This is a genomic window from Terrisphaera buseokensis (assembly GCF_047521145.2).
Taxonomy (GTDB): domain Bacteria; phylum Verrucomicrobiota; class Verrucomicrobiia; order Opitutales; family Opitutaceae; genus ER46.
Genome location: NZ_CM134186.1, coordinates 2,974,130 through 2,986,664 on the forward strand (window position 1 = coordinate 2,974,130; position 12,535 = coordinate 2,986,664).

Genomic DNA, 12,535 nt, shown 5'->3' on the forward strand with positions numbered 1-12,535 from the left:
AAGTGGCGAGTAGGCCCTAGTACACGCGGGAGCCCTTTCCTGAGTCCGGTGAAGCAGGTCGGTAGGTGAATGCAAACAACCTGCCGACATTCCTAAAGACTCTTAAGGCAGGTTTTTAGGCCGCGAGATTTCCGGATTCTAAAACTGTAACTTTGTCATACAAAGTATTCTATCGCAGACCGGATGCGGAAGCGTAGGTTCAACGGTCGCGTACGTCCAACGGAGTATGGCAAAATGTAAGTTCCGCCGACACTGGCTAGGCCTGAACGGCGGCGCTATCGCGGATTACTAGGCCCGAGTTTCTAAGACCCTTTCGCCAAAGTGGTACTGCACGCACCACGCGATCGGTTCCGATGGTCTGACGTTAAGTATTCGATACGGCTCGATCGAAAACGTGTTCCCGTTGCCCCAAATCGGACATTGGTCGGGTGCGAAGCTCGTCTCAAATTCGACGTTTTGAAGAGTCGGATGGTCAAGGCTCGCACAAAGGAGCTCGGTGGCGGGCACCTTTAGTAGCACGAACTGGCCGTCTTCCGTACCCACGAAGCTACGCTTGAAGCTCAGCTGGTCGTCAATCAGCGCGAACCCGGGATTTTCCGGCAACGTAGAGCCCGGCCGAAGACCGACCTGCAGCTTGCCGGCCCGGAGGGAAAAAAAGGGATGAGCGAACCACTGCAGCTCGAATGGCTGTGCCCCGAGCGACGTAAAGCGCGTGTTCGATCGAATTGTCCTGCCGTCGAGTTCAATTGTCCGTTCAAGCGAATACTCAAAACCAGCGGCGGAGTGCCGGGTCTGAAAAACCATCCGGTGGTCCTCAACGGAATGCGTCCACCGACACCGTTCCGCGATCACGACGTTCCCCGCTTCATCCAGCGCGAGGGCGCCGATCCCAATCGCGATCCCTTCGCGCCCGCGCCACGTGAGCGGCCGACCGTCCCGACTGCGGTGACGAAACGACTCGGGCAAGCCCTGGCCGTTGAATGCCGTGGGCTTTGGCTCCGGCCACTCCGGACCGCTCACGAGCGGTCCGATCGTCCGATCGTGGACCTGCCAGATATAACCGCCCCAACAATACCGCGTTCCTTGGCGAGCCGCATCAGCGACCGGGTCGAGGAGCTCGATCTGCAGTTCGGTGTTTTCCAGGGTGAGCATGTCGTGGAATTCGTTTACCCGAGAGGGCTCAACGCCTGGCGGCCGTGTTGCTCGCTTACTTCAATCGATGCACCCGAACGGCCACGCTGTTCTCGTTCAGTTTCAAAGCGAACGCGCCCATCGGCCGGGCTTCGATGATGACGTTCTGACCGAGAATTTCGTAGGGAATCGCCTCGAGCCCCTCCCAGACCTGCCCGGTATCCAGCACAAAGCGATTGGCTCCCTGCCAGGCGGTCACCTTGGCGGTCATCGGCGCCTGTGTTCGCCAGTCGGGTGCCGCCGCCGCGCTGCCGCCCAAACCGAACCTCTCCCAAAAACGCGAGCGCACCACGGCCGCTTCCGCTGGCGTCGCACCGGGCGGGGGCGTCGGCGAGCTTGGCGGCTGAACTGCCGTCGGGGCCGTTTTGGCCTCGGCAGCGAGGTAACGGATCAGCGCCGCATCGATGACGCCGATTTGGTCGGGCGTCAGTTGCTGCAACCCGGCCCGCTGCCACTCCGCTGACGAGAGCAGCTTCTGCAGTCCGGGAAACGAGCTTTGCGCGAACGCCGCGGTTGCGAACGCCGCACTGGCAACGAGGAGGTGAACGAGTTTCATGGCGGTGAAGGCAAGTCGACGGGGAAAATCAGGTGCTCTGGACGCCGACGGTCAAATCTTCCGTCCTCCGCCGTTAATGGAGTGATAGAAGGGATCGCCTGCTCCAATCGAACCGGCCTGCACGACCTCGCCGGTGAACGCAGACTTGTAGATCGCGGTGAGCAGCTCGACGGTGCGACGGGATTCGGCACCGGAGGTGAGGGGACGCGTGCCGGCATCCAGGTTGACGACCAGCGCACTCAGCTGGGCGGCGTGAGTCGAACCGACATCGGGCGGAAAACTCTGCCATGACTGCAACAACCCTTCGTCGTGGGCGGTCGGCGCGAGTGTCAGACGCCAGTTGTCGCGGGCATAACTGTAGAGGTGGGTCAGCTCGACGGTCGCCTTTTGATAGTCGAGGCGCAGGTAGGTCTCCTGCCGCGGGCTCAGCGCACTGTTCACCACGGATGCGACCGCCCGATTGGCGAAGGTCAGGATCGCCATGGAAACGTCCTCGACCTCGATCGCCCGGTCCAGTCTCGCGGCCATCGCCCGCACCTCGGTCCAATCGCCGAGCAAGTGCAGCAGGTGATCCATCGCGTGGATGCCGAGTCCCATCGTCGGTCCGCCCAGCTCCGCCCACGTGCCCCGCCATGGCGCCGCATAGTAGGCGGCGTCGCGAAACCAAAGCGTGTTGCACACCGCGACCAGCGGCCGGCCGAGTTGGCCGGAGTCGGCAAGCGCGCGCAGGTGTGCGGTCGACGACGCGAAGCGCATCTGGAACACGCACGAGGTGTAGCGTCCGGTGCGGGCTTCCGCCGCCGTGATCGCATCGACCTCCGCGAGGGAACCGCACAGTGGCTTCTCGCACCACACCGAAGCTCCGGCTTCCATCGCCGCGATGCTCATCGCCGTATGCTGGCCGGGCGGTGTGGCAATCAACACCAGGTCGGGCTGCACCGCGCGCAGCATCGTTGTGTAGTCGGTAAAGGCGCCCTCGACGTTGTGCCGCGCGGTAAAGGCACGTACGCGTGCGTCGTCCAGGTCCGCGGCCGCCACGAGTTTGACGCGGCCCTGCGTCGCTTCGATGGCCCGCACGTGCGCGTCGGCAATACCGCCGGTGCCGGCAAGAACGGCGCGATAGGTCTTGGTCATGATGCGGTGTCGGAAATGTTCGGCGGAGCCGGTCGAGTTCGGGAGCGAGTGGCCAGGGCGATGGAGTCAGCGCGAAGCGCGACGACCACCGAGGACCGTTCACCGGACCTTGGCAAGCACTGGAACCGGTCGGTCAGGTGTCGCGCGACGCGACGGCGCGGTTACGTTGTCCAGCCTTCCGGCCACGTGGTTCCCGGCACGGGCCGCCAGAAGATCCCCTTGTCAATCCGCGGCGGGTGGTGGCGGTATTTCTCCGTGAGACGCACTTTGGTCCGCAGGTGATCGATGAGATTCTCTCCGTAGAAAAACGTGTTCTCGGCCACGCCCGACACGACCATGAACTCCGTCGACGAGGTCGTCATCAACGCGATCAGCCCGCGCGTATTTTCCAACTCGAGATCGATCGCGGCCTGCAGCTTGGCGGTGCACGCGGCCTTCGCCGCGGGATCGGTTTCGGCGAGATAGCCGTACACGGACTCGCACCACGCACAGACATTGCGCAGCGACGTGGCCCAGTGCAGGTAGCCGCGCACGCGGTCGCGCAGATCGACAAACACCGGCAACGCCGCTGCGGACAGGCCGCCGGCAATCCGGGCGTCGAGCGAGAGGACCAGCGCTCGGATCCGGGAAAGAAGTTCGCGGTCCATGTCAGCGGCCATCTTCGCCCCGGTCTCGCGCGTGATCAGCTCGAAGAGCACGTCCTTGCCGAGATCGTTCAATCCGGGGTTGTTGTGCTGGAAGCAGCCGTGTCGCTCGTAGTACTCGCGATCCGCCGCCGGCACGGCCTCCAGATCCGGCACGAAGGGCCGGTCCCACGTGCGCTGCCAGCAGAAGCCGAACGCGCAGAACAGCGGCACGAACGGCTGCCACAACAGCGCTTCTTCGAAGTCGCGCCAGGCGTGGCTGAGCGCGGTGGCGTCGGCGGGACCGACGAGCCGCGTCGCATACTCCTGCAGCACGTCCTCGATCGATCGGTCCGGAAAAAACTGTGCCGCCTGGATCGCGACGGGATTCGGCCAGTAGGGCGCGCGCGCCGTGTTCGCGAGGCCGCCGACCGCACTGAGGCGGTTGATCCCGGTGGCACGCGCTGCCGTGAGCTTCGCATGAATGAGCCGCGGGAACGGCATGCCGAGCAGCGGCTCGTGATTCACCACGCCGGAGGCGGAATAGTGCAGCACGGGATCGACGCCCTGCGCGCGCGCCTGCGCGAGCGTGTCGGCCTCGGCGCGATCGAGCGTCGTGTGCATGATGCTGCCGGCGACACCGGGATTGTCGGGATACTTGGGATGCGCGTAAGGCAGCGAGTAGCCGCGTACGAGCAGCGACGGCGCCTCCCACGTGATGTGCGGCCCCATGCCTTTCATGATGTGATCGTGTTCCACCTTGAACGGCTCGATCCGCAGGATGATGTCGAAGTCGGGATTCAGCTCGGCCGCGGCCGTGCGGAGATTCTGCAGGTAACGCACGATGCTCTGGCCCGCGGCCTCGGCGACCTTGTCGTGACTGCGCCACTCGCGGATCATGTACGGCCCGCCATTGCGACCGACGTACAGCGACGCCGTGTGCTCGAAGCCCGAACCGCTGTCGTTCGTCCAGATCGACATGTAGCTGAGATCGGGCACGGCGCGGATCAGTTTCTGCAACGCCTCGCGATAGTGCCGCTGCACAATCGGATGATCCTGCGCCATCGTGTAGCGGGGCAGCCGCGAGCGGAACGGATGATCGACGCGCGCGCCGCGGAGCGTCGGGTATTTCTGGAAAAACCGCTCGGGCATCGTGCGCGGCTCGAACATGCACACGCCGGGCTTCAGCCCGTACTTGCGCGCGGTCGCGGCGAGTTTCTTGCAGTGCTCGAGATTGGCGTCGAGGTACAGTGCCGGCCACAACCCGCGCGTGAGCGGCGTGTCGACGAAGTGATTGAAGCCCGGCGCGTAGGTGTAGAACTGCGGATAATATTCCCACGCCACGAGATCCTCGTGCGGCATGTGCACCTGCAGGCTGTTGACCTCCGCGTGGGTGAAGCCGGCCTCGGCCAGCGTGGCGACGTAGTGCTCCGGATCGAAGCCGCGCGCGGAACGCCAGTACTGCGCGTAACACGCATCCCAGTGCGGCCGCTGCCAGCCAAACGTCGCGGGCAGAAAAAGTCCCGCGGCCAGCTTCTCGCGCGAGAGCGGACTGAGCGGTTGCGCCAGCAGCCGCACCGCGGAAAACAGAAACGAGCCGTGCGTCGCGAGAATCTCGCCCGTGCCATCGTCGGCAATCCGCAGCCACATCCAGGCGGGCGCGCTGCGCGCAGCGGACGGGAGCGTGAGGGCCGAGACGGTTGCGGGCGTCGCGAGACTCACCCGGATGCCCCGGGCGGAACCGCTGGCGTCAGCCGCCGGCAGCGGCGCGCCCGTGAGGCGGGAAAGCTCGGTCGCGGCCGTAATCTCACCGGGCGTCGCCGCCGGTGAGTGAAAAATCGCGCTGAGGGCGGGCAACGGAGAGGGCGTCATGCGGGGATCGTTGATTCGTCGGCGACGCTCAACGCGCCGCCGTCGGAGTCAAAATGAACATTCCTGAAAATTCAGCGCCCGCGCCTTGGGAGCGCAGGCACCCCGCCGGCACGGGCTCATTGCGGGCGCGGCGCCCGCGTCGTGGGAGAACGCGAACGTTGCCGCGTCCTCCCGCAAACCTCGTCCTCGCAGGACGGGGACTACCGGCCGAGGTACTTGTCGCGGCCGCGGACGAGCGCCTCGATTTTGCGATCGGCGATGGAGCGCTTGAGCATCCAGAAGCCGCAGTCCGGGTGCACCCAGCGGACGCGACCGGCTCCCACTTTCTTTTCCACGGCCTCGATGCTGGCCGCGACTTCGTCGGCGGTCTCGACGTGGTTCACCTTGATGTCGATCACGCCGACGCCGAGGGTGATTTTTTTGTCGATTGCCTTCAACGCATCGAGGTCCTGCTTGGGCCGGTGCGCGAGTTCCAGGACGAGATGGTCGGTGTGCAGCGCGTTGAGGAACGCGATCAGCTTCTTCCAATTGCCCTTTTGAATCGTCTGACCGCCGTAGTTGCCGAAGCAGAAGTGCACCGCGCGCTCCGTGCCGCGATCCATCGCGTCGAGCAGCAGGTTCATCGACGCCGCCGCGAGCGGGCCGTCGGCGGGATTGCCGGGGATGTTGGCTTCGTCGACCTGGAGACACGACGCCGGCAGGCCGGGCATCTGCAAAGCGAGCACTTCGCCCAGCGCCATCGTGAGCTGATCAAAATCGCGGTAGTGGTGGTCGAGCAGCGTGCGCGCCAGCATGTACGGGCTCGTGACGGTGAACTTGAACGGCCCGCCGGCGACCGCCGCCGCGCGCTGGCAGTCGGCGAGCAGGTTCAGTGATCCTTCACCGAGCTGGCCCACGACGACGCCGGCCGGCTTGCGCCGGAAACCCATCGGATGGTGGCGGGAGAATTCATCGGTGATCGAGCGGCCAACGACCGACGAAATGCCGGCCATCGGGCGGATGAAGTATTCGATCATGCCGTTCGTGTCGGGATGATTGACGTCGAAGCGGTAGAGCTCGCCATCCGTCGGCAGGTCGATGCCGGCCTGACGTTGAATATCGAATACGACGCGCGTCGCGTCGATGACCGCCTGCTCGCTGGGCAGCGCGGCCAACCAGTCGGGCACCGGATACGATCCGACCGTCGTGGTGAGAATGCGAGGCGAGGAGGGGATTTTCGGAGTGGCCATGGAAAATGAGAGACGGGGTTGAACGCGGAGTGTACGGGAAACGCATCCGATTGTCTTGGCTCGATGGGCGAATGTCACTGGCAGATTGGGCAATCGCGCGGATTGGTTGTGACGTCCGTGTGAAGAAGTGAACCACAGAGGCACGGAGACACAGAACTATTCTGCTGCAGAAATAATACGGCACCATCGCGGTCCGAAATTGGCCGCAGAAACGACGCCATCCTCAGCTGAATGGTCATCCTCTCTGTGTCTTCGTGCCTCTGTGGTTAAGCTCCGGTCTTGGATTGATCGGAGACGAGGCGGCCGGTGGAATGCTCAAACCCGACGCTCACCCCCGCACGAACGCCCCCGGCGGCTGCCCGTACCGCTGGCGGAACGCGCGATAAAAGTGCGAGAGGTCACGGTAGCCGCACGAGAACGCCACGCCGGTCACCGAGTGCGCCCGGGCCCGCAGAAGTTTCGCGGCGTGCTTCAACCGGAGCTCGGTGAGCGCGGCGAGAAACGTCGCGCCCGTCTGGGCGCGAAACAGCTCGCTGAACCGTCGCCGCGACAACCCGGCCCGCGCCGCGGCCCGATCGAGCGTCCATTCGTCGTAAAATGTTTCACCGAGTTCCTGCACCACCGCCCGCACGCGACGCGCGGCCGGGTCGTGACGCGGCGTCTCGGCGGGCAGCCGCGACAACGCCACGAGGATCTGCCCCGCGAGCGCGTGCACGGCCACGATCGCGCCGGGGCCGGCGGTCGACTGCTCGAGCAGGGCACGGCGCCAGAGGTTTTCGAAACGCTGGCTCGCCGCCGTGCCGGACGCGACGTGCCACTGCGCCGTTTCCCGCAGCGACCGCCACAGCCCGCGCCGCGACGGATCGCCGGTCACGAATTTAGGCGTGAGGCACAGGAGCAGCAGCATCGCCGGAGCTTCATCCGACAGGTGATGCGCCGTACCCGCCTCCACGGCGAGGAGCGTGCCCGGTCCCGCGACAATTTCTCGGCGCGTGTGGCGATCGCGGTACACCAAGCGGCCGCTGAGCACGTAGAGAATCTTGTGAAAGGGATCGGCGCGCACCGACATGTGGAAATCCGCCGCATGCACGCTCTCCGCGAACCGCAGCCCGTGCTCCGGCAACGCGATTGCGACAGGACGGGAGACGGTGGTCATGGCGCGAGCTCAACCTAATCCGGATACAACATCTTCAAGCGAGCCGTTGGATTTGATCCCAATCGCTCCTTGCTTTTGGACTTCTGGATCGATCGTGGCTACGAGCGCCAGCGAGTGGTCGTTCGGCCACTCGCTGGCGCTCGTAGCCACGGCTAAAGTCCAAAGGCAAAGAGCGATTGGTATGAACCACAAAGAGGCGAAGGCACAAAGCGAGGATCGTGCAGGAAAAGCCAGGAAGAGTTGGAGCGTTCCACGGATCGAAACCGCGCTTCGCTCCGATTATAGATCGTCTCCTCCGTGCTTTCCGTGCCTTCGTGGTTCAATGCGGCTCGTGAATCGAAGCGGAAGGCGGCCTGCCGGCCGCGTTCCGTTACACCAGCAGGAGCGCCGGCGCCTCGAGCAGCGTCTTCAACGCGCCGAGGTACTGGGCGCCGACCGCGCCGTCCACCACGCGATGATCACACGACAGCGTGAGCGTCATCGTCTGGCCGATCACGATCTGATCGTTCTTCACCACCGGCTTCTTCACCGTCGTGCCCACCGCGAGGATCGCGGCGTTCGGCGGGTTGATGATCGCGGAGAATTTTGGGATGCCCATCATGCCGAGATTCGACACGCAGAACGTGCCGCCGGTGAACTGATCGGGCTTCAGTTTCTTCTCCTTGGCCAGCTTGCCGAGCGTCTTGGCCTCGGTGCTGATTTGGAAAACGCTCTTCAGGTGCGTGTCGCGGATCACCGGTGTGATCAGGCCGTCGTCGATCGCCACCGCGAACGCGACGTGCGCGGCCGCGAAATACCGAATCTGCGAACCTTCCCACGAGCCGTTCACGGCCGGCACCCGGCGCAACGCTTCGGCGCTGGCCTTGAGGATGAAGTCGTTGACCGAAAGTTTGACGCCTTCCTTCTCGAGTCCGGTGTTGAGCTGTTCGCGCAACGCAAGCAACGGACCGGCGTCGATCTCGATCTCAACGTAGAAGTGCGGCAGCTGCGTCTTCGACTCCAGCAAACGGCGCGCGATCGCACCGCGCATGTTGGACACGGGAACGGCGCGCTCTTCCTGGATCGGACCACGGGCGCCCAGTGCGCCAATCTGAGATTTGAGATTTGAGATCTGAGATTGCGGCGCAGCCGCCGCCGCCAGCACGTCTTCACGCACGATCCGACCACCGGGACCCGATCCCTTGATGCGGGACGGATCGATTTTCTTTTCCTCGGCGAGCTTGCGCGCGAGGGGAGAGATCTTGATTCGACCGGACGCCGGTTCGGCCGATTGGGGCGCGGCCACGGGCGCGGGAGCCGCGGGGGCAGCTGCCGGCGGCGTGGCAACCGGAGCCGCTTTCGGCGCAGTTGTCGCCTGTCCCTTGTCGCCTGTCTCCTGCGCCGCCGCAGGCACCGCGGCCGCGGCCGGAGTGGCGGCCGCCGGTGCGGGCGCTTTCCCCGCGGGGGCGTCGACGGTCTCACCGGGTTTGCCGACGGCGCAGAGTGGCGCGCCGAGCGCGACCTGCGAACCGGCGGGCGCGAAGATTTTCAGGATCGTGCCGTCGAAGAACGACTCGAGCTCCATCGTGGCTTTGTCGGTCTCGACTTCCGCGAGCATGTCGCCGGATTTCACGACATCGCCTTCGTTCTTCAGCCATTTCACCAGCGTGCCCACCGTCATGGTGTCGCTGAGTTTCGGCATTTCGATTATTTGCGGCATCGGAAAATTCGGTTTCTAGACAGAATGGACTGAATGGAAGCGGGGCTGTTCTGAAAAGATTTTGTTTAATTCTGTTAATCCTGTCAGAAAAAAATCAGGCGACGGCCTCGAGGACGGCTTTGATGACGCGCTGCGGGTTGGGCAGCTGTTCGACTTCGACCGGCGGGCTGTAGATGGCCGGCGCATCGATCGTGGCGAGGCGGTGGATCGGGCCGTCAAGCTCGTCGAAGGCTTCGCGCTGGATCATGTAAGCGAGCTGCGAACCGACGCTCGCAAACGGCTTCTGCTCCTCGACGATCAGCACGCGATGCGTCTTCGCGACCGACTTCAACACCGTGTCGATGTCGAGCGGACGAATTGAACGCAGGTCGACGACCTCGACCGAAATGTCGTGGTCCTTTTCAAGCACGGCGGCGGCGGCGAGCGAGTGGAGCACCGAACGCCCGTACGTCACGATCGTGATGTCCGTGCCGGTCCGCTTCACATCGGCCAGGCCGAGCGGAATGAGATATTCGGCCTCGGGGATTTCGCCCTTTTCGCCGTAGAGCATGGTGTTCTCGAGGAAGAACACCGGATCGTTGTCGCGGATGGCCGACTTCAGCAGGCCCTTCGCATCATAGGCGGTTGCGGGCACCACGACCTTTACGCCCGGATGATTGGCGAGGACGTTTTCCGGCGTGTGCGAGTGGGTGGCACCGACGTTCGTGCCGCCGTTCGCGGGGCCGCGGATGACGATCGGGCAATTGATCTGGCCGCCGCTCATGTAGCGGACGTTGGCGGCGTTGTTGAGAATCTGGTCGAAGGCGACGGAGTAGAACGACCAGAACATCAGTTCCATCACCGGCCGCACGCCGAGCATGGAAGCGCCGATGCCCGCGCCGATGAAGCCGGCTTCGCTGATCGGCGTGTCGACGATGCGATCGGGACCGAACTTGGCCAGCAGGCCTTCGGTGACCTTGTAGGCGCCGTTGAATTGCGCGACCTCTTCGCCCATGACGACGACGTTCTTGTCGCGGGCGAGTTCTTCGGCGAGGGCGTGGCGGACAGCTTCGCGGTAGGTGAAAAGAGGCATCTGAAAAGGTGAAAGTTGAAAGGTGTAAGCTGAGAGACCGGACAGCGATTAATTCAAAAGCCAGGAAGCCAGGAATTGGTTTTTGGCTTTCTGGCTTTTGAATTTGTTTCTCAGTCGAAAAAGAGGCGGCCCTGGGATTTGCGTTCGGACGCGTTGTCAGCCTCCCAGTAAACGTCGGTCTGGATGTCGGCCGGCGTCGGGTAGGGGCTGGCTTCGGCGAAGTCAGCGGCGTTGTCGGCCTCGGCGCGGGCTTCGGCGTCGATCTTTTCGATCAAGGCGTCGTCCAGCACGCCTTCCGCCACGAGCTTCTGCTGGAAGACCTGGATCGGATCCTTCGTGCGGCGGTACTCCTCGATCTCGGTCTTGCTGCGGTAGGTGTTGTCCGGATCCGCGACGGAGTGGCCGCGGTAACGATACGTGTCGATTTCGACCGTGCTCGGCTGGTGCTTCTCGCGGGCGAGCGTGAGGTACTTGTCCATGCAGGCGCGGACTTCGTAGACGTCGTGGCCGTTGCACTGACCCCACGGCATGTCGTAACCCTCGGCGCGCTTGGCGAGTTCGCCGGCGGAGGAACGCGCCTGGCTGGTGCCCATCGAGTAACCGTTATTCTCGATTACGAAGACGACCGGCAGCTTCCACAGCGCGGCGAGATTGTAGGCCTCGTGCACCGCACCCTGATTGACGGCGCCGTCACCCATGAACGCCATCGCGGCGCCCTTGAAGCCCTGATACTTGATGCCGTAGGCGAGACCGGTGCCGAGCGGGATCTGGCCGCCGACGATGCCGTGACCGCCCCAGAAATTCCGGGAGGGGTCGAAATAGTGCATCGAACCGCCCTTGCCCTTGGAGCAACCGGTCGCCTTGCCATACAGTTCCGCCATCAGCGGCTTGGTGTCCATGCCCACGGCGATGGCGTGGCCATGGTCGCGGTACGCGGTGATCACGTGATCGTGTTTCCCCATCAGGGAACAGCAGCCGGTGGCCACGGCTTCCTGCCCGATGTAGAGGTGGAGGAAGCCGCCGATCTTCTTGGCCTGGTAGGCGCGCAGACTGCGCTCCTCGAAGCGGCGAATCCGCACCATCTTGCGGTGGAGTTCGATTTTTTCCTCCCGCGAGAGCCGGGCGTTGATCGGCGCCTTGGCATGATCAGTCGTCGGCGCGGGGGAGGCGGCGGTTTTCTCGGCGGTGGCAGAGGATTTCTTGCTCACGGAAGGTCGATGGATTGGAAGGAACGGTCAGTGTTTGTCGGTGGCCCGGGAAATCAAGCGTGGATTCGGTCAGCAGTCTCCGTACGGCGCAGCCAAGCACCTTTCATTCCGCCGCCGACCCGATCGCCCAACCCGTTTGTCATCTAATCAACCACAAAGACACGAAGGCACAAAGGTCAGAGCGCTCCTCTCTCCGTGCCTCCGTGTCTTTGTGGTTCAAAGGTGCTTGAATGCCTGCGCGGGTCAGCGCGGCGCCGGCGTGATTTGCTCGATCTCGACGACAATCGGCTGCCCGGGCGCGCAGTCCGCCTTCAGCGCCACGAAACGATCGCGATACTGATCATAGATCGGCCAGAGCGCGTTGCGATCGGTCTCGGGGATCGGCAGGACATCGATGGCCGCGCGCGAAAAGAAGCCGAACTTCCCCTCATCGATCGTCGGCGGCAGCGCCGCGAGCGGCACGGTGCAGCGAAACAGAAACATCAGCCAGTGCGAGTGGCCCTCGTACGCCTTCTCCGCGATCATCGCGAAGAGGTGAAAATCCGCCGCCGTCACGCGGTGCCCCGTCTCCTCAAACGTTTCGCGCACCGCGCATTCAAAGGGCGATTCACCAATGGCGGTCTCGAGCTTGCCGCCAATCGGACTCCAGATGCCGAGATTCGGCGGCTTCGCGCGCAGGAGCAGCAGGTGTTCTCCCGCGTGGTTCTCGAGAAAAACGAGCACGGCGATCTTGTAGGACAACGGGGCGGTGGCGGGCGACGAGGTCACGGCAGGAAACGCGCATGAGACGCCAGG

The 12,535-nt window shown here is 63.9% G+C and carries 10 protein-coding genes; all 10 read right to left on the minus strand.

The annotated features are described in order from the left end of the window. Positions 1 to 288 precede the first annotated feature (288 nt). Complete coding sequence (locus ACLJEU_RS11040) at positions 289 to 1,152, minus strand: hypothetical protein (protein ID WP_414664954.1); 864 nt, start codon at positions 1,150 to 1,152, stop codon at positions 289 to 291. A gap of 55 nt (positions 1,153 to 1,207) precedes the next feature. Next, positions 1,208 to 1,747 carry a hypothetical protein gene (locus tag ACLJEU_RS11045; protein ID WP_414664953.1) on the minus strand — a complete coding sequence of 180 codons (540 nt, stop codon included), beginning with the start codon at positions 1,745 to 1,747 and terminating at the stop codon, positions 1,208 to 1,210. A 51-nt stretch (positions 1,748 to 1,798) separates the two neighbouring features. After that, positions 1,799 to 2,881, minus strand: coding sequence for a Gfo/Idh/MocA family protein (locus ACLJEU_RS11050; protein WP_414664952.1), 1,083 nt, complete (start codon positions 2,879 to 2,881; stop codon positions 1,799 to 1,801). A 161-nt stretch (positions 2,882 to 3,042) separates the two neighbouring features. Continuing rightward, a complete protein-coding gene (locus ACLJEU_RS11055) occupies positions 3,043 to 5,376 on the minus strand; it encodes a hypothetical protein (RefSeq protein ID WP_414664951.1) in 2,334 nt (777 codons plus the stop codon). 200 nt (positions 5,377 to 5,576) lie between these two features. After that, the gene (locus ACLJEU_RS11060; RefSeq protein ID WP_414664950.1) at positions 5,577 to 6,605 is read right to left on the minus strand and encodes a cobalamin-independent methionine synthase II family protein; all 1,029 of its coding nucleotides are present in this window, start codon (positions 6,603 to 6,605) and stop codon (positions 5,577 to 5,579) included. Between the two features lie 328 nt (positions 6,606 to 6,933). Then, positions 6,934 to 7,761: a helix-turn-helix transcriptional regulator gene (locus ACLJEU_RS11065; RefSeq protein ID WP_414664949.1), complete on the minus strand. Its 828-nt coding sequence runs from the start codon at positions 7,759 to 7,761 to the stop codon at positions 6,934 to 6,936. A gap of 370 nt (positions 7,762 to 8,131) precedes the next feature. Next, complete coding sequence (locus ACLJEU_RS11070; protein WP_414664948.1) at positions 8,132 to 9,460, minus strand: pyruvate dehydrogenase complex dihydrolipoamide acetyltransferase; 1,329 nt, start codon at positions 9,458 to 9,460, stop codon at positions 8,132 to 8,134. A gap of 94 nt (positions 9,461 to 9,554) precedes the next feature. Then, positions 9,555 to 10,532, minus strand: a complete 978-nt coding sequence (locus ACLJEU_RS11075) for an alpha-ketoacid dehydrogenase subunit beta (RefSeq protein ID WP_414664947.1) — start codon at positions 10,530 to 10,532, stop codon at positions 9,555 to 9,557. Positions 10,533 to 10,642: 110 nt separating this feature from the next. Further along, complete coding sequence (gene pdhA / locus ACLJEU_RS11080; RefSeq protein WP_414664946.1) at positions 10,643 to 11,740, minus strand: pyruvate dehydrogenase (acetyl-transferring) E1 component subunit alpha; 1,098 nt, start codon at positions 11,738 to 11,740, stop codon at positions 10,643 to 10,645. A gap of 243 nt (positions 11,741 to 11,983) precedes the next feature. Beyond that, the gene (locus ACLJEU_RS11085) at positions 11,984 to 12,508 is read right to left on the minus strand and encodes an NUDIX hydrolase (protein ID WP_414664945.1); all 525 of its coding nucleotides are present in this window, start codon (positions 12,506 to 12,508) and stop codon (positions 11,984 to 11,986) included. Positions 12,509 to 12,535 lie beyond the last annotated feature (27 nt).